The sequence below is a fragment of the Ruegeria sp. CDSC042 genome (assembly GCF_059610745.1).
On sequence record NZ_JBXWOF010000001.1, the window covers coordinates 632,529 to 650,836 of the forward strand.

The following is an 18,308-nucleotide window of genomic DNA, read 5'->3' on the forward strand; positions in this document are numbered from 1 at the left end:
ACTGTTTGATCGAACCTGCGTTAAAACGAGAAAAGGGACCGGCATTTTCTGCCGGTCCCCCAAGAATTTTCAAACCTTATGGGTTTCGGCTTACTCTGCGGCCTCCGCCACTGGCAGGACCGAAATAAAGGTGCGGTTTTTGAGGCCTTTGTGGAACTTCACAGCGCCATCAACAGTTGCAAAGATGGTGTGATCTTTGCCAATGCCTACGCCTTCGCCCGGCCAGAACTTGGTGCCGCGCTGACGCACGATGATGTTGCCTGAAATGGCGGCCTGGCCACCATACAGTTTCACGCCAAGGCGGCGACCAGCTGAGTCGCGACCGTTACGGGAGGAACCGCCAGCTTTTTTATGTGCCATTCTCTCTCTCCTTAGCCTTTAGCAAGCTCTTTGGCCTGCTCAACCCATTCGGGTTTCACTTTGACCGTTTCGATAGCAGCAATCTGCTCGTCCGACAAGGCGGCCAGAGCGGCAAAGCTCTCGATACCGGCCTCGTTCAGCTTTTTGGCAGCGGCTGGGCCGACACCGTTCAGCGCGGTCAGATCGTCTGCAGCAGCAACAGCGGCGGGTGCCTCTGCTTTGGCTTCAGCTTTCTTGGCGGGCTTTTTCGCTGCGGGTGCAGCTTCGCCTGCCGGTGCAGAACCGGTTGCAGCTTTGATGCCCGACTTGTCAGCGCCCGACGACAGAATGTCGGTGATCTTGACCAGGGTCAGCTTCTGACGGTGGCCAACGGTACGCTTTGAGCTGTGCTTACGACGGCGCTTGACGAAGTTGATGACCTTGTCACCCTTGATCTGTTCGATCACGTCGGCCTGAACGGCTGCACCATCGACAAACGGTGCACCAACAACCGGAGCGTCACCGCCCAGCATCAGAACATCGTTGAATTGAACTTTTTCACCTGCGTCGGCAGCCAATTTTTCAACGCGGAGGATATCACCCGCCTGAACCTTGTACTGCTTGCCGCCAGTCTTGAGGACCGCAAACATGCGTCTTTCCTTTGTCTAACCCGCGTTCTGTGGTCCCCTTGCGGGTGTTTTCGGCCTCAGCCACCTCGAACAGCGCGCCCTTTTTCGGGCTGTGTGAATGACCCATGGATCAGCCCCTTGGGTCAATAATAACGATACCCGGCGCGGAGATTCCGGCCGGGATGGGCGCTTATCCAAAGATTGCAGAGGAAAGTCAACATGAAATGGCGACTAAAGATCAGAGCCCTGCAAGACAGCCGCAACCGCCTTTCCCAGATCGTAATAGATCTGATCATACATGCTGTCGAAGCTTTCGAACAGTGAGCTGTTCAGCGCTTGCCCTGTATCCGTTCGAGAAAACGCGATGTTCTTGCGCATTTGGGCGTTGCTCAAAGGGTTATAGGCCATCAACAGAAAGGAATACAGCCAGGTTTCTGTCTCTTGCTCGATCCCGTCCTTTTGCAGCAGAAGGTTGTCCAGAAGGTCGCTGTCATCGAGAACTTGGCCGTCATTTATCCCCCTGAAAAAGTTGTAATCCGCGCTCAAAGCGCTCCGCACGTTCTGTTTGATCAGGTCGTTGGCCAGTATGTACTCTTCGACCAGTTTGAACTGCATGCTGTCTTTGGTGTTTTCGAAATAGGCCTGTTTTGCCAAGTCTTCGATTGCCGGATCAACAAATGCAAGCCGTGCGGAATTCTCAAGGGAAACGATGGTCTGGCCAAGATCGCTTTCAAAAAAGGCGATGGCGCGTTCCAAATGCACTTCATCCAGGCTTTGCCGGAATCCCTGGACCAACTGATCATACATCCAATCGGGATCATAAATCGCCTCGACCCGAGTTTCGAACAGAGCGCCACCGTTGCCATCCAACAAAGTGGCGTCCATCTCTTGGCTCATCTTTCCGCCTTCGGACAGGAGGATTTCGATCAGGTTCTCCAGACGCATTGCTTGCGCCAGCCGATCCGCTTTTTCCACGGCGCCGGATGATGTGGCCCAGAAGATCAGGGCAAAAACGATCAGAATGCGCATCAGATGTCCTGTGCGGGGTGAAGCTCGGCCATTTTGGTTGCCAGGACTTCGAATTTCATAGCCATTATCTCATACTGAATGGCGTTCAAAAGTTCGTAGACTTCCTGCATTAAAGGCTGTTCCAACGCCTCGACATAGGTGATGACATCCGCATCCGAGAAATCCTGATAGGTATAAGCAGCACCGGCAAGTGCAGAAAGCTGTAAGGCCTGTCGCATCCCGGTTTCGTTCTGTTTCATCATTGCGCGCAATTCATCTGCATCCAACTGCAGTTCGATCACACCTGAAGCGCTGGCGGCGAGGAGGAACCGGATTTGTATTTCCTGAAGGGCGCGCAAAGAAGTACCGCTTGAGTCGATGGCAGTGTTCATCCTTTTTAGACTCTCAACACGTTGAGAGCCTTCGCGGACAAGTTGAGCGACTATCTCTTGCCCCTGCTGTTGTTTCGCTTCGTCATCCTCGATCAGATGGGAAGCGTTTTCAGCAGAGACCAGTCGTTGACCCAGATCTGATGCATAGAATTCTACCGCGTGATTTAGCGCCTGATCGCTGAGCGTCTGCTCTAAAATCGAAACTGCAGTTTCATGCATGTCTTTGGTATCGAAAACTTCTTCGGTCAGCCGCGCCCAGTCCGACCCGAATCCATCGGGGTCAAAACCCAGCATCTGAGGTGCCGAGGCCGAGGCCAGAGCAATACTTTCAAGGGCAACGTCGAAACCGGTTGTGGTCAAGAATGCCTCGATCCTATCGCGCCCGGCAGCGGATGCCGGGATTGGCAGCATGAATACTGTGAAAAGAAACAGCGAAAGGGCGGTGGTGATGTGGTGCGTAAAATGTCTCATGTACAGAAGCCTAGGGGTTTTGCGGCATCTGGCAACGGAAAATCCTGGGATTGCTAAATTATGAAACTTTCTGCTTGCACCCCCGGGTGTTCATCACTAAATCCCCCCCTCACAGACCCCCGCGGAGAGGTGCCGGAGTGGTCGAACGGGGCGGTCTCGAAAACCGTTGTGGGTGCAAGCCCACCCAGGGTTCGAATCCCTGTCTCTCCGCCACTATATCCCTGATAAGTAAGAATAGTTATCGCCGATGCGGCGACTCATCAGGTGCCCATGCCAGACCTCACAATCCCGAAACTTGACATACTATGTCACATTTCGAGCTCCGATTGCGCCGACTATGTCATCGGTCCACTCCAATTTTCACGGCAAACGCGTCGTTCAGACAGCCATTGCTTATCGCAGATCGACAATGGGAAACGGGCCCCGCAGATCTGCGAGACCCGTCTTCAGGTCATGAGCCAGCGAAGACTTACCGGAAGCCGTTGTCCCCATCGGAACTCGCGGCATCTTGCTCTTCCTGGGTCAGATACCGGAAGTAATAGCGCTCGGTCGTCCTCACCGACACATGGCCGATGTAGCGGCTGACCCGGTAGATGCTCCAGCCCTCCTGCAGACGTTCGATCGCGAACTTGTGCCGGATATCATGCAGGCGTGAGCCAAATCCAGTTTCTTGCCCGTATTCCCAGAACAGGTTCGAGGCATCCTTGTAGTAGCCGTGATCGCTCCGGTTCCAAAATAAATATGGGGACGAATTGGAGCGCGGAATGCGAAGGAGGATGTCGATCGCCGCTTGTCGCAATAATACGACCCGGATCTTGCCCCCTTTGGTTTTCCGATAGGTGACCTTAACGTTGCCTTCAGTCGGCTGCTCCAGTCCCTTTATGTCGGACCACTTGAGCATCGCAGTTTCGGTGACCCGCCCCCCGGTTTCGTTTAGGAACTCCGGAAAGAACGCCAGTGTTCCCGGTGCTCTGGCCCCCAATTTCCTGATTGCGTCATCCGTTGGAATTTCAATGTCTGGTAAATTCTCTTTCATTCCCTGTCGTTCATAGGACACGACTGGGTTCTCACTAACCCAACCTTGGTTTTTCATCTCAGCCATCAGGTGCCGGAACGCGGTCAGATCGCGGTTGATCGTAGACACAGTGACACCTTTGTCTTTCCTTCGCTCGACGAACTCGGATACCACGGCCGTTGTAATATCCGTTGCAAAGAGATCGCGAATATCACGGTCCTCATCTTCACAAAGCTCATCGAGGATGTTGAGTATTTGGCGCAGGCTTGTCTTGTAACGCTTGACGGTCTCGTCCGACCAAGCGGTGTCTCCCTGCCCCATTCCGTCGTAGAACTTGACGTAACCGACCTGAAACAACCAATCGTCTTCGCCCTTATCGGCTTTCGCCCGCAATTCCTTTATGCGGTCTTTCGCCTTCTTTTCCGCGACGCGCTTCGAAGTTGTTCGAAGCGACTCTCTGTGGCGGACACCGTCGATCGTGACACGGAGATGCCAGTTTTTGCTGCCCGATTGCTTGTAGATGTTGCTCGACATTTTTTGTTTCCCTCATTGAGCCAGATGTGAATTGCGTGTTGGTCAAAAAGCCAGAGACCTTCACGTTTTGTGGCGCCAGGGATTTCCTGCTTGCTTGCGAGGTCAGTGATCTTCCTTTGGGAGAATCCGCTGAGGCGCGCGACGACTGCTGTCTTGATGGGAGGAGGCCGGTTGGCCAGCCCATCAATCAGCTCAAGGTTTTCGAATGAAGCAGGGTTTCGGACTGCTCGTTTAGCCATTGTTTTCATGTCCCATTATTGTTTTTCGGGGCCCTATCCTGTGCCGTTGGTGGAAACTGAGAGGTTGAAGCGGCAGAGCTTGTGGCCAAGATGACCAACCTGGCGGAGCCGCTTCGATCACCTCGCGAACGCCCAATTAGATTCAGGCATCCCTGTCCCGAATTTTCTGGTGTTCTCTGGTGCACGAGTTTTCATTTTCTCCTCACAACTTCGTTTGGGTGTAAGGAGCAGTTAGGCGCGGCTACTCAAAGCTGGGAGATTGGTTTGAATCCCTATTTTGAGACCGAAACTGAAACGACTGGGTCAAATCCATCTCACGAAGATGGATTCGCGATGCCCGGGATCGTCGGTAAATTTCTGATTCAGCAGCCTGTGTGGAGCAATGGAGGTCGGTTGCCTGTTGGGATTTGCGAGCGGCGCAGTTGCACGGCGCCGCTCCGCATCTTGTCAGGACGATGCGCCAATCAGCAATTGCGCCTTCACCCGCGCCCTCAGGCGATTTCGGAGAAACTGAAACTGGCTCCATGCCAGAATTCGGAGACGCAGCCGCTCCAGTTCGCTGTCGATCAGAACATCTTCATCAGTGTCCATCTCGAGCACCTTGTTTCCGTAACCCGCGCACCGTGCATTTGCAGCGGAGACGAGATCCTTGCCGACCATTGCGATACACGCATCGTCCCGCTCATCGAGAACGTCGCCGCGTTCCAGCCGCTCCAGCATATGCGAAAAGCTGCGCCGCATCAGCCCGCGCGGAATTGGCCCATGCCGCGCGCAGTCGTCTGCAAAAGCGGCCGCTTGCGAGATCACGCAAGCACCCAGCTCCTCGAGCGTTTGTTCCCGGCGAATGTATTTGTAGCTCATTACGATCTCCTCACGCCGCCGCTTCAGTCTCAGCCACTACAGACGTGAGCTTTGGTTCATCAATTCTGGCGATCAAAGCTTCCAGCTGGTCAGTCAACCCGCAGATGACCAGCACCGCCGGATCTTCCGGTGAAATCTCAGCGAAAAATCCGCTTTCAATACGGTCCGGATCACCGACGTGCTCCAGAGTGAGCAGGTCGCGCAGCCATTCCAGGCCACGGCGATGCTGGACCGTGTAGGCGTTGGCAGTTGCGACCGACGCGCGCAGTCGCTGCAGGCGCATCAGGGCTGCGGATCCACCGAGCAGCAACACTGCATGTTGAAGATCGAGATCAGCAGATTCGAGGAACACGCCGACCTGCGTCAGGATTTGGTTGTTATTCATTGGGAATTACCCTGTGTTTACGCCGCCCCCATCGGACGACAAGCGCGCAGGCGGGGGCGTTCTCCTTTCACCCTGCACGTAGTTTCTGTTGATCTGAGCTCTGAGCTTTCTCTCATCTTGCTGCTCACAAAGACGTAGCAAGATGAGAGGAAGTCAGGGCCGGGATACTTCACACCCTATTAGGCACGCGACCGATCGAAGTGAGGAGTCGCCGAGGGCTATTGAGTAGATCTTGCCGCCTATGCCGCACTTGTTATCAATCTGGTGCGCGGTGAATTATATCGCGATCACGTTTGTATTGTCTGGGTCTTGCATTCTCGATCCAGCTGCGGAACCGCGTTTTCAACAAAGGCGCCGAAGGCTTTTTTGTTCGGTCTCGATTCAGCAATTTTCGCGAGGATGTCTTGCGCTTCCAATCGCCGGTAGCGATCTGCGTTCAGCTCATAGAAATGCCGGCTTGTCTCGTGGGCGTGACCGCAGAGCGCTTGCGCGACGCGTAGATCCAGATCGGGGTCCTCCACCACGGCATCATATGTGAGACTACGAGCGATATGTGGCCCGTGGCCGGTCAGTCGCCGCATGTTTTCCCATAACCAATTGTCACCGAATGGTTTCCAACCGCGAGCAGGATTGCCGAATAGTGCCGTTCCGACCCGCGCCTCATAGACGGTCCATAGATGTATGTCACCGACACCCATTAGTAGCGTCGCATCCAGGTAAGGGATCAGACAATCTGCAAGTCGACCGTTGATGAATGTTCCGGTCTTGGACGTCTCGATCTCCACGCTCCAACCTTCACTATCTCTATGGAATTCCTTACCGATCCGCCCGGTCCGCAGGTCGAGAGAGCGCAATGGCAGTTTCGCCAACAAAGCCATAGCGCCAGCAAGCGCGTAGTCCCGACGACGGGTACGGATATGATCCTGGTGAGGAGCCTGTTTAAGTCGCGCATGGGCAATTTCTGCGAGGTCAACGAGATTCAATGGGTTCTGTGCCAACGCCACCTCCTTCCGACGCAGATCAGACGAGGACTCCAGCTTCAATGCATTGTGCGTTTCCATAAGCGCCTCGCGAATTTCGCTGGGATAGTTGGCGTGTTTTGCAAAGCCCGCGAGTGCGTCGCAATAATTTGCTTTGCTTCGCGTTGTGATGTCGCTGTCGAAGACATCTTCGGCGAAGGCTTTCGCCGTCTCCATCGAAAGCTCCACTGGCTTTTGCCTGCTATTGGTGACCCGTACCAAGCGCCGCAGAGCGCAGGACAACAATTCGATCCGGGCACTGGACAGACCGTTGGGCTTATCGGACCGCGCGGCGATCCGAGCCATTTCCGTATGGAAAGGTTCCGGAAGGTCATGAAACGAGGGCTTCTTATGCGGAGGCGATATTGGGCGTGTAACCGTTCGACGTATGCGTTGACATTGTTGTAGGAGGATTGTGTCCGGGTTCTCCGGATCAATTTCCGACATCATTTCAGCCAGAAGCCCGAGGTTACGCGCGTCTGCTTTGAAGCTTTGCATTGTGGCATCATCAAGTCGAGGCACCGACTGACGCCAGCGCATCCAGCGATCGGCAAGACGGATCAGCGAAGGCTCGCAGACCTCCTGCAACTCCGATTGGATTGCGAGAAATCGCGACCAATGCGGTGCTCGAAAGACGAGTTCGAGAGGGCGGCGGTCAAATGCGCCGCTTGCGATCGCCCACTCCATGCCCTCGCCGGTTTCAAACGCGTATTTCCGAAGCAGCCCTGCCTGACTACTCAGGCTGTTTTCTTGCCATCCGTCCGCCCTCAGGCGATTAAAAAAAGCCACTCCAGTCTCCCGCGATAGCTTTTCCGCATAACCATGATGTCGCGCGGTCTCGATGAGACCGCGAAAGGCTGAGGAAAGAGCATGCCTGCTCTTGCGAAGACGTTTTGCATAATAGGCCCGTCCAGTATCGACGTCGGCGAGATACTGACGCATAGGTCGCGGCAATTCCTGTTCCGTGATCAGGTACTTCATCTGTTTTTCCCTTTTGTGAGTGCGTTGTTGACGGCATCCAACCCATCCTGGCCGCGTTCAATCGCTGCAGTTTGGTCAAAGAATGCGTAAGTCTTCGAAACCGTGGCTGGAGAATTGTTGAGAAGTGCGGCTATGACGTTCAGATCGGCGCCGGGCTGATTGATCAGGATCGAGGCGATGGCGTGACGCACCTGATGCAACTTCATGTATGAATCGGCCGATGCGGTGGCGTAACGCCAGGCATCAGCCGCATTGCTGTAACGGGCTCCCCCAAGCAGCAGATGTGGATCCGGGTTGTGAAGCCGCTTCATGAAGTATGGACGCGCTTCGTTCAGCCACCATTCCAAGACGCGACGAGGATCGACCTTGCCGCGTTTTTTGATAAACGCTGTCAAAGGTTTCTTGTTTTTCATCATTTCCTTTGGAATGGCGAAGCTGACAGTTCGCGAACCAATCGGGAAGGAAACATTGGCCTTCTCGCCAGTGACTGACAGGTTGACGAGCGTATCGACCCTCAGTGGCATAAAGGTCAAAACAGCGGCCATGGCAGCGGCCAGCGATAGCCTTACTGCACGAGCCTGATCGCCCATCAAAAGATCATTGTAGTTCTGGATCAGTGGAACAGCCTGGCAATGAAAATCACCTGCGAGCGTCAGAAACTTTTTGACACGCCGTGGTGACGTGACAAGGCGCCGACAGAACGCCTGGTTTGCCTCCGTCATTGTGTCCCAGTTTTGGAAGTACTCGGTCTCAAAGAACTCTTTTTGAACTTTTGAGAGTTCAGGGTGAAACTCACGCGCGAAGCGAAATGCTGCACCCATATTCTTCTTGAGAGTTCTGGCCCCGAGCGGCTTCCAATAGTATTCGCCGCCCACTTCCGCATCGAAGGCGGCAAACAGATTATCTGCCGTGGTCAATTCCGCGATGGATTGGCCACCGCCCAAATCCAATCGACCGAGTTCAGTGAGACAGGTGAAGTACCAGTTCAGATCGTCACCAGCAGATTTGACGGTCTGCGGCGAAAGCGGGGCGCGACGGCGGCCCGCCAAAAGCCCATCATAAGGTCGGCCAAGGCTCATCGTCGCCTGGTATTCTCGAATGGCTGACGTAACTTCGATTGGCAGTTGTGGCGTCATGCGATGGCGTGTGGCTTTCGGAATTTCACCGATCACAGCTGGCAACAGCGCTGGTTCGACTGTTTCCGGAAACTCATGCAGGCGATCCAGAAGACGCGCAGCTTTACGAACTGCGTTCTTGCGGCCCTGATCGTGACAGTCTTTCATCCAGAGGTGCAACATATCAACATTCAGCTGCGCCGGCTGTACGCCCTTGCTTCTTGCCAGGCTTGTCAGAACGGTCAGGGCAATAAGTTCTGGTGTTTGGATGTTATTTCCTTTTCTACGCGGTTGGATCAGAGCGGTCGCGGCTTTTTGGAGCTGCGACCAGCCGTCCTCCAGCCCGCGCAGACGCTTTTCCTCGGCGCGCAATCCTGACGCGTGCGCCATCAGGCTTTTTACGTTGCCGTGCCACGTTTCGAACTGCTTGAAAGTGTCGAAGCCTTCGGGCGCATCCTTGTTGGCGATGTGACTTGACCATCGCTTGACGAAGGCATCGACATCGACCGGGATCATCGCCAGCGGACAATTATACCCTGGCAGTTTCCTACATTTGTTTGCGGATCCCCGGATCTTCTTCGCGTTTGCTTGCGAATATGGGTAATCTCCGGCGTCGAGTTTTTCGACAGCTTGCTCGAGGGTCATCTGCATTAGTGCCTCCATCATTGGTGTTGTTTTTTGGCGTTAGTGACGCGGTTGTTCTTGGAAATCCGGGTGATCTTCAGAGATGCGTTTTGAGGTTCTTTTTTCGAATTTCGGCACTCTGGAAGCGAAATGAGGAAAAGGGCTCCAAAACGTATTTAAATGAGGTTTTGTGGGCGTATTCCTCACTTTTTCCAGATCTGGCAAAGGTGCGAATTGCGGTGTTTTCGGCCTCACACAACATCAAAGAGCCCCTCAATCTGGTGTTTCCGGAACCGGATCGAGCCACCGATGCGAAGGCTTGGAATGATGTTGTCGCGGGCGTAACTGCGGATGGTTGCCGGAACGCAGCCGAGTTCCTCAGCAAGGTCTTTGCCAGTCAGCAATGACTCAAGCAGCGCCGGATGTTGATCTTGATCCAGCATCTCGGCATGAGGCACGCCTTCGACCCGCCAGACATCCGTGATGGCATAGCGGGGCCGCTTCCATGGCCCGGGTGCAGGACGTATGCTGTATTCGCGCAGCACCCGGCGCACCGTGTCCGAATGCAGTTGCCATCGGTTCGATATCTGGGTCTGGGACAGGCTTGGCAGACCGGCCAGCGCCGCGGAGTGGGTTCTGAGTGTGGATAGTCGCTTCATAAAGAGCAGATGGTTCCACAACGCCGATCTGGGAAAAAATTGCCGAAACTTGTTTTGCTGCATCACGTTAAAGGCCGCCAACTAACAGTTGGTGCCTTTAGGGATCTTTACCAACTCGTCGCGGATGCAGACTTTGTAAAAACTGTTTTCGGACCACTTTGTTCTTGCGTGGCGAACACGAATGCGGACATCGGTGACGCCCGGACGTTCACCGTTTTGACAGATCACGGCAGCGTATTCATGAGACTTGAGAGCGCTCCACTTTCTCAGGAGCCGCTTCAGTTTAGGCTTGAATCCTCGCATGTCAGGTATGGGAGCGTCGCGAAAACCTTCCCAGCCACGATTATGGAGAACCGCTTTAAAGAGCGAGAACTCCGGCCAATCCATGTTTTCGTGCAGTGTCAACAAGGTGATGAAACCGGGCTCAAAATCGGTGTTCATGCGGGCGATGTCTCTGGTGTGCATGAGTGCATAGGGTCTTCGCATGGTCATCAATGCGGCGGCATAAATCGAAAACTGCCAGACAAGGACTGTTGGTTTGCCCGCCTGAACTTCCAACATGTCGAAGAGATCCGTCTTCATTCGCAGATCGTGGATCGCATTGTCGAGGAAACGAGCACTTTTGGACTTTGGCGCAAAACCCAATGTCCGAAATGTATTCAGCGTGTGGTAGTGCCGACAAAGGTACTTGTCTGAGTATTCATACCTGATCGGCTCCTTGTCGAGCACGACGGTCGGCCATTCATCCTCTTCAAGATGCTGCAGATATATCAGCGCAATCAGCAGCTTTTTTGAACTGGGTCCCAGCGGCGATAGTTTGATGTATTCAGCCATCGGACGAGAAATGATGAAGCGGCCATTGCATTCGGGCATGTCGTTCTCCGTGTTTCGTATGTCGAAAAATTCGTACCGACACGCTCGCTCCAAAGACGGTTTGATAGGTGTGTGAAAACACCGGATCGACGGTGCGCGAGACCCGGATCGTGATTTTGGTCACCCGGAGGATCGCTTCATCATCCCGGATCGATGCGACGAAAGGTTCTATAAACTACTGATGATAAACATATTTTATGACCGCGAAGTCTTGTAAGTGCCTGAAATCAGGAAATCAACAAATGGCCTGCGGCCCATTTGGATTTGGTTTTTTCGGGACTGACAATCGTCGAGCAAAAAATATCCAAAGAATTACTTCTCGCTTCCAGTTCTGATCCCACTTCCTGTTTACGAGGCAAACCGCAATCAAAGAGAAACCTATGACTTTAAAAGAGTATCTGTCGAAATCTATGGTTAATACCATTGCCAACGGAGCATTGCTCCTTGATCAAGATGGCCGGACCATTCGGTTCACACTATCAATGAATGAGTGTTCCGTTTTGGGAGTGCTTTTTTTCCGCGGCGATTGGAGCGATGACTTCGGCCGCCCTGGTCTGATGCCCGTGATTGAAAAAGTGAGCTTCGATGGAGTTGAAAACTTCTCGGTCGAACACTTCAAATTGCCGCCGGAGTTCATGAAAACCGTTTATGACGTTCTGCAACAACGTTTGGCACCCGAGAAACTCTATGTGCATGAGGAGGCAGGAGGCTGGATGTTAACATCCTTCAGTTCGAAGCCATTGGGCGGACTTGATGGAGCATTCGTTTAGCCCGCGGTTCTCCACTTCCGCCCTTTCAAACTTGGCACTATAGAAAGTGCAACTTGCCGAGGACACGATCGGCAAGTTGCTTTGTTTATTTGGATGTGACTGGCCCCAAGATTTTCACCCACCTGTTAAGCTCGACGAGCGATGCAATTGGCCTGAGGCCCAATCACCAAGACCCGCGTGGCCATCCCAAACCGACCGTTCAAAATAACCAGCATCACCGCTGCGCGGTTCCCGAAAACGGATAAAGACTAAAAGCAAAAAAATTGTCTGGTTTGTTGGAACCACACCGGCAAGGCCGTATCCAGACTTTGATTGATCGCCATCATTTGTGGCTTTGCAACCAATAGGTTTAGTCATCACTTCCCGCCCGGGTTGTACATGGTCTCAAAAAGGTATTCTCTGACTGCAATCTTGGAACAGTTGCGCATCACAAATGAACGGTCGACATAACGAGTTTCTTTCCAAATGTCTGTCCATCGATCTGGAGGTGGATCCCAAAACCTCGAAGGTATTTGCCTTTGCCGCCATCCGAAACGATGAGCAACCGGCTTTGAAATCGAAATCCAGCACGCTGGAGAAAGATCTCGACCGCCTGGAAGAGGCTATCGCAGGTGTCCCACATCCGATTGGTCACAATTTCCTGAACCACGATATGGAACACCTAATTGCTGCCAGACCACGTCTGACTCAGATCATGCGGGCACCAATTGATACACTGTGGCTGAACCCGCTGGCCTTCCCACGCAACCCGTACCACCATCTGGTCAAACACTATCAGGACGGGCGGCTGGCTGCGGGGCATATCAATGATCCAGAACTTGACGCTCGGCTTGTTTTTGAGGTGCTCGCTAATCAGTTCGATGCCTTTCAAAGCCTTGCCGACAGCGAACCAGATGCACTCGTAGCCTATCACTTCCTGACCACTCGAACGGAACAATCGGAAGGGTTCGATGCGGTTTTCAAGTACCTAAGAAAAGCCAGTTGCCCGCCGCAGGATGAAGCCGTTGCCGCCATTCGTCGGATGCTGGACGGTCGGGCTTGTAGTAAACGGGTCGAACAGGCTCTGGGAAGGCTTAGCAATCCCCGAAACGGATGGCCTATGGCCTATGCGCTATCCTGGATCACCGTAGCTGGTGGGGACTCGGTCATGCCGCCATGGGTTCGGGCGCAATTTCGCGAGGCATCTCTGATTGTCCGGCATCTCAGGGATACGTCTTGCAAAGATCCCGCCTGCCAGTGGTGTGCTGAACAGAATGACCCGGTCCGTGCGCTGAACAGGTGGTTCGGGTTCGACAGTTTCCGTCCACAGCCTGTGGACCCAGATGGTCGCCCTCTGCAGGAACGCATTGTCGGTGAGGCCATGTCCGGAACAAGCCTGCTCGGCATCCTACCAACAGGCACTGGAAAGTCCGTGTGTTATCAGGTGCCCGCTTTGTCGCGGTTCGACAAAATCGGGGCGTTGACTGTGGTCATTTCTCCGTTGGTCGCGCTGATGGCAGATCAGGTTCAGGGTATGGAGCGCGTAGGCATTTCCTGTTCCGTGACTGTGAATGGTCAGATGTCCATGCCCGAGCGGCAAGACGCCCTGGACAAAGTCCGCATGGGCGATGCGGGCATTTTGATAATCTCGCCCGAACAATTGCGCAGCACATCAATCCGGTCGGTACTGGCTCAGCGCGAAGTTGGCCTGTGGGCAATTGACGAGGCTCACTGCGTGTCGAAATGGGGTCATGATTTCAGGCCGGATTACAGATATCTGGGCAGGTTCATCAAAGAGTTCTCGGGCGATCAAGCCCCTGCCCCAATCCTATGTCTCACGGCCACCGCCAAACCAGAGGTCGTCGCCGATATCGTCGAGCATTTCCAGTCTCGCGCCGGGGTCGAGCTGCTCTCCCTTGATGGTGGAGCATCGCGGAAAAACCTGACATTTGATGTCAGGCCTACCACTAAGAACAGCAAACTAACCGATGTCCTGAACGTGATCGAAGAGCTGCTGCCCGCTGAGGGCCGATCTGGCGCCGTGATCTATTGCGCGACGCGTAAAGAGACCGAGCGCGTCGCTGAGTTTCTAAAATCACAAGGTATGGACGCGGCACATTTTCACGCTGGACTTGGGTCCGATGACAAACACGACGTCCAGGAACGGTTCCGGGTCGGAGACCTGCGGGTGATCGCAGCTACCAACGCGTTTGGCATGGGCATCGACAAACCCGACATCAGGCTGGTGGTGCACGCAGACATCCCAGGGTCCTTGGAAAACTACCTGCAGGAGGCTGGGCGCGCCGGACGCGACCGGGAAGTCGCCGATTGCGTGCTTCTGTACGCGGGGGATGATGTAGAACGACAGTTCAGGCTGTCCGCAGGTTCGCGTTTGGCACGGCATGAAATCGGAGCCATTCTCAAAGCCCTACGACGGATCGACGAGCGCACACGCAAAACTGGCAAGATCGTCGCCACTGCGGGTGAGATTGTCCGGTTCGAAAAAGATCAAGAATTTGAACGGGACAGTGCGACTGATGACACGCGCGTCAAGACGGCCGTATCTTGGCTTGAAGAAGCAACACTTGTTTCGCGAGAAGAGAACCGAGTTCGTATTTTCCCTTCGTCGCTAACAGTCCGCACACTGGACGAGGCGAAACAACGGCTTGCGGATGCGGAGATCACTCAAGCGCATCGCAAACAATTGCTGGCCATCGTGCAGCATCTGATTTTGGCCCCGGCGGATGAAGGGGTCTCAACCGATCAGCTCTGCGGCGTCAGCGGTTTGACACCCGGCGCACTGACCAAGGCGATGGCCAATCTCGAAAGCTTTGGCATCGCACGAAACGACGTTGCGATGACGCTCTTCATCCATGTCGGTGTGGCGCAGTCTTCCTCCGGGCGCCTCACAGAGGCTGCAAATCTTGAACGGGATTTGATCGCCTCGATGCGAGAGCTGGCACCGGATGCGGACAAAGAGACTCCAATACCGCTGAACCTGCAGGAAACCTGCCAGCATCTGCGCGATCAGGACCACGCCGATGCCCGCCCCGATGTCATCGACAAACTGATCCGGGGCATAGCGCGGGACGGCAAGGGACAGGATGGTGGCACCGGTAATATCAGGTTGCGCAAAATCAGCCGAAATACCATGAACGTGACTCGGGTAAGGACGTGGGACGTCATTGCCCAAACCGCTGAGGTTCGGTGGCAAGCGGCCGGGATTCTTTTGAAGTTTCTGACGGGTCGACTCGACAAAGGCGCACGCGGCAAAGACCTGCAAGTTGAAACCACTGTGGGTGACCTTCTGGCGCAGCTCACACAGGATGCTGTCTTAAAATCCAGCGGTCTGCGCGACATGACCAAGCTGTTAGAACGCTCCCTGCTGTGGATGCATGAACAGGGCGTGTTGACACTGGGCAAAGGGTTGACTGTATTCCGCCCCGCCATGACCGTATTCCTCAATCCCAAAGGTGGTCAGTTCACGCAATCGGACTTCCTTCCTCTGGAAGAGCATTACGCCGAACAGACGCTTCAGACCCATGTCATGGCAACTTACGCGGAAACCGGTCTCGAGAAGATCACAGACGCCGAACGCCTGTCTGAGGATTACTTCCTGCTCAACAAAGAGCAGTTCATGAAGCGTTGGATGCCGGGCATGGCACGTGAGGTCAAGCGACAGACAACAAGCAAGTCCTGGACCGCCATTGTCGAAGACCTGGGCAACAAGGTCCAACAGGACATTGTCGCGGACGATCGGGAACAGACCAATGTTTTGGTTCTGGCCGGCCCCGGATCTGGGAAGACCCGTGTTTTGGTGCACCGGATCGCATATCTATTGCGGATGAAGCGCGAAGACCCGCGCGGTATTCTGGTACTGGCTTATAATCGCCATGCCGCTGCCGAAATCCGCGTTCGTCTAAGGGCGCTGGTGGGCGATGATGCGGCGGGGGTTACGATCTCGACTTGCCATTCGCTTGCGATGAAGCTGGTTGGCGCCAGTTTTGCGGGGGTTCAGGCCGCGACAGAAGACTTCGACAATGTCATTATGGAGGCGGTGCGCCAGCTCAACCCCAAAGGCCTGGCAAAAGCCGAAGCAGAGGCGCAGCGCGAGAGTCTGATTCAGGGGTTTCGCTGGATATTGGTGGATGAATACCAGGACATTGGCCCAGAGGAATACGCGCTCATTTCCGCCGTGGCCGGTCGTTCTCTGGAAGATGCCGAGCTTAAACTGAGCCTGTTTGCCGTGGGCGACGACGACCAGAATATCTATGCTTTCAACGGGGCTTCTGTCGATTTCATCCGAAGATTTGAAGAGGACTATAAGGCCAGACCATCTTTTCTGATCGAAAACTACCGGTCGACAGCACATATTATCGAGGCCGCCAATCAGGTCATATCCAAAGCGCCTGAACGCATGAAAATTGATCACCAAATCAAGATCAATCAGGCGCGGCTCTCTCAACCCAGCGGCGGACGTCTGGAGGGTAAGGATTCCGTTGCCCATGGCCGAGTGCAGTTGCTGGACGTCCCAGCTGGCGCTATGCAGCAAGCTGCAGCAGCAATCGACGAGCTGATACGCCTTTCTCGTCTGGACCCCAATTGGAACTGGTCCCGCGTTGCTGTGATTTCCCGAGACTGGAAATCACTGGATGCAGTTCGGACCTATGCCGAAGCGCAAGATCTGCGCGTGGATATGGCCAACGAAGACCTTCCAAATGTTTGGCGACTTAGGGAGACCCAACGTCTGGTGTCCGGGCTGCGTGAGAAACAAGGCGCACTTCTGGGTATTCAGGACATCCTCACGGTCCTGAATGTTCAGCCTCGCAACAAATGGGTGGATTTGCTGGCAGAAGGTGTGGCGGAACTGGCCCGGGAGTTGGGCACCAAAACTATGCCGGTACCTGACATCATTGAATGGATCGCGGACTGGTCTCGGGATACTCGCGGTGAACAACGTGGACTGCTGTTGCTGACGGCGCATAGGGCCAAAGGCCTTGAATTTGACCATGTCGCCATTCTAAATGGCGGTTGGACTCGAGTGTCGAAAGAGGAGGATAACGAAGCCCCTCGTCGCCTATTCTATGTGGCAATGACCCGCGCACAGCAAAGCCTGACAGTGCTGACATCCGGAGCGCACCCCTTTCTGAAAACGGGTTCCGACTCAGTTCTGATCAGGCATGTGACGCCCGATCTCGACGAAACTTCGCTGCCTGCAACAAAATACCAGATGCCTGCGCTCGATATCGTAGATCTGTCGTTCGCCGGTCGCCAAAGGGATGCACATGAAGTGCACAACGCCGTACGCTCAGCCAACGTCGGGGACACTCTTTCCCTTGCGTTTCAACAACCTCATTGGGCTTTGTTGGACGCCCAAAAACGTGTTGTCGGACGTTTGGCCAAATCGTGGAAGCCACCCCGCGGGCATGTATTTGCGTCTGGCCAGATCGGGGCCATCATCAACTGGCGTAAGATCGATAGTGGCGAAGACTACGCCCACTACCATAAGCGCGATAGTTGGGAGACCATATTGCCAGAGTTGATCTTCCGACATGAGAATGCCGAAGCCTCGCATACTCAGCCGACACCAACAGCAGAAGAAGATGATCAGACGGGCCGTTTCAGAGACAATCCATATCGACAATCGGACCACCCTTCCGCAAAGGCATTGGATAACTCGGTTCCAGAACCCCGGGAGATTGATCGTCCGCTGAAACTCGACCTCAAAGCATTCATCCGCAAGTCTATTGACGATACACGCTCCTGGGACGATCTTTCGGCAGCGTTGAAACAGAAAGATTTAGCACTGGCGGCAAAGGGCGGCGGCCTTGTGGTCCAAAACGCCTCAACTGGCGAGGAGATCGGAAAGATTTCTGCGCTTGGTTTCAAATATATCGATCTGATCCGCCACTATAGCGAAGGTTTCCCTAATCACCCTGCTACATGGTTGGTCGAGAAAGCGTTAAACGACAATTACGTACCCAAAGGCCCAAGACGATCCAGGAAAGCAAAAAACCGTAAAAAAAAATCGGGCGATGGTGGCGATTTTTCTCTGATCGAAGACTGATCGACCTGACTAATGTTGGTATTTATGGTTTGCGACCTGACTATACCCGCTATTCACTATACCGAACATGCTCCAGTGCAGCTTTCCAAAAACGGCCGCAGGGTGAATCGTAGCATTCATGCAACCCCGATGTAATTTAACGAGACTTCGCGGTAGTAACCTTCTCTTGATAGCAAGCAGTGCGTTGTCCATCCATCTCAAGATAGCGTATCTCTAATTCGGGCGCCTTATGCACAACCCGAAATTATTCACAGGCCTCATCTCTGCCAGCCCATAACGGACACTCTGCGGCCCACTCGGATGCCGCGGTCGCCGCCCGTTTGCCTGCCACTCGATGGCGTTGCTTAT

Annotated in this window: 14 protein-coding genes and 1 tRNA gene; 3 read left to right on the forward strand and 12 right to left on the reverse strand. The window is 54.2% G+C overall.

What is annotated here, in order from left to right; all coding sequences use genetic code 11:
* Positions 1–90: 90 nt before the first annotated feature.
* The 4 genes from rpmA to AC2FHX_RS03290 form a co-directional block, all read right to left on the reverse strand.
* Positions 91–360: a 50S ribosomal protein L27 gene (rpmA, locus tag AC2FHX_RS03275; RefSeq protein WP_120635433.1), complete on the reverse strand. Its 270-nt coding sequence runs from the start codon at positions 358–360 to the stop codon at positions 91–93.
* 11 nt (positions 361–371) lie between these two features.
* Positions 372–989, reverse strand: coding sequence for a 50S ribosomal protein L21 (locus tag AC2FHX_RS03280; protein WP_271947092.1), 618 nt, complete (start codon positions 987–989; stop codon positions 372–374).
* Positions 990–1,199: 210 nt separating this feature from the next.
* Entirely contained in the window at positions 1,200–1,997 is a 798-nt protein-coding gene (locus AC2FHX_RS03285) for a DUF2059 domain-containing protein (RefSeq protein WP_281994622.1), read from the reverse strand.
* Positions 1,997–2,779: a DUF2059 domain-containing protein gene (locus AC2FHX_RS03290; protein WP_282021541.1), complete on the reverse strand. Its 783-nt coding sequence runs from the start codon at positions 2,777–2,779 to the stop codon at positions 1,997–1,999. The genes AC2FHX_RS03285 and AC2FHX_RS03290 overlap by 1 nt, the downstream gene beginning before the upstream one ends.
* Before the next feature lie 183 nt (positions 2,780–2,962).
* On the opposite strand from AC2FHX_RS03290, the gene AC2FHX_RS03295 reads away from it, so the two are divergent.
* A tRNA-Ser gene (locus AC2FHX_RS03295) sits at positions 2,963–3,052 on the forward strand.
* Positions 3,053–3,308: 256 nt separating this feature from the next.
* On the opposite strand, the gene AC2FHX_RS03300 is transcribed toward AC2FHX_RS03295, so the two are convergent.
* The 7 genes from AC2FHX_RS03300 to AC2FHX_RS03330 all read right to left on the reverse strand — a co-directional run bounded on the left by AC2FHX_RS03300 (position 3,309) and on the right by AC2FHX_RS03330 (position 11,144).
* The gene (locus AC2FHX_RS03300) at positions 3,309–4,388 is read right to left on the reverse strand and encodes a tyrosine-type recombinase/integrase (RefSeq protein WP_496700294.1); all 1,080 of its coding nucleotides are present in this window, start codon (positions 4,386–4,388) and stop codon (positions 3,309–3,311) included.
* Positions 4,389–5,074: 686 nt separating this feature from the next.
* Positions 5,075–5,488, reverse strand: a complete 414-nt coding sequence (locus AC2FHX_RS03305) for a hypothetical protein (protein ID WP_496700293.1) — start codon at positions 5,486–5,488, stop codon at positions 5,075–5,077.
* 10 nt (positions 5,489–5,498) lie between these two features.
* Entirely contained in the window at positions 5,499–5,873 is a 375-nt protein-coding gene (locus AC2FHX_RS03310) for a hypothetical protein (RefSeq protein ID WP_496700292.1), read from the reverse strand.
* A gap of 287 nt (positions 5,874–6,160) precedes the next feature.
* Positions 6,161–7,873 (reverse strand): hypothetical protein, encoded by a 1,713-nt coding sequence (locus AC2FHX_RS03315; protein WP_496700291.1) that lies wholly within the window; start codon positions 7,871–7,873, stop codon positions 6,161–6,163.
* A complete protein-coding gene (locus AC2FHX_RS03320; RefSeq protein ID WP_496700290.1) occupies positions 7,870–9,639 on the reverse strand; it encodes a site-specific integrase in 1,770 nt (589 codons plus the stop codon). The genes AC2FHX_RS03315 and AC2FHX_RS03320 overlap by 4 nt, the downstream gene beginning before the upstream one ends.
* Positions 9,640–9,863: 224 nt before the next feature.
* Positions 9,864–10,271, reverse strand: coding sequence for a helix-turn-helix domain-containing protein (locus AC2FHX_RS03325; protein ID WP_496700289.1), 408 nt, complete (start codon positions 10,269–10,271; stop codon positions 9,864–9,866).
* Positions 10,272–10,352: 81 nt separating this feature from the next.
* Complete coding sequence (locus AC2FHX_RS03330) at positions 10,353–11,144, reverse strand: hypothetical protein (protein WP_496700288.1); 792 nt, start codon at positions 11,142–11,144, stop codon at positions 10,353–10,355.
* Positions 11,145–11,524: 380 nt separating this feature from the next.
* On the opposite strand from AC2FHX_RS03330, the gene AC2FHX_RS03335 reads away from it, so the two are divergent.
* Entirely contained in the window at positions 11,525–11,914 is a 390-nt protein-coding gene (locus tag AC2FHX_RS03335) for a hypothetical protein (RefSeq protein ID WP_496700287.1), read from the forward strand.
* Positions 11,915–12,028: 114 nt separating this feature from the next.
* On the opposite strand, the gene AC2FHX_RS03340 is transcribed toward AC2FHX_RS03335, so the two are convergent.
* Entirely contained in the window at positions 12,029–12,271 is a 243-nt protein-coding gene (locus AC2FHX_RS03340) for a hypothetical protein (RefSeq protein ID WP_496700286.1), read from the reverse strand.
* Positions 12,272–12,347: 76 nt separating this feature from the next.
* On the opposite strand from AC2FHX_RS03340, the gene AC2FHX_RS03345 reads away from it, so the two are divergent.
* A complete protein-coding gene (locus tag AC2FHX_RS03345) occupies positions 12,348–17,960 on the forward strand; it encodes a RecQ family ATP-dependent DNA helicase (protein ID WP_496700285.1) in 5,613 nt (1,870 codons plus the stop codon).
* Positions 17,961–18,308: the final 348 nt, after the last annotated feature.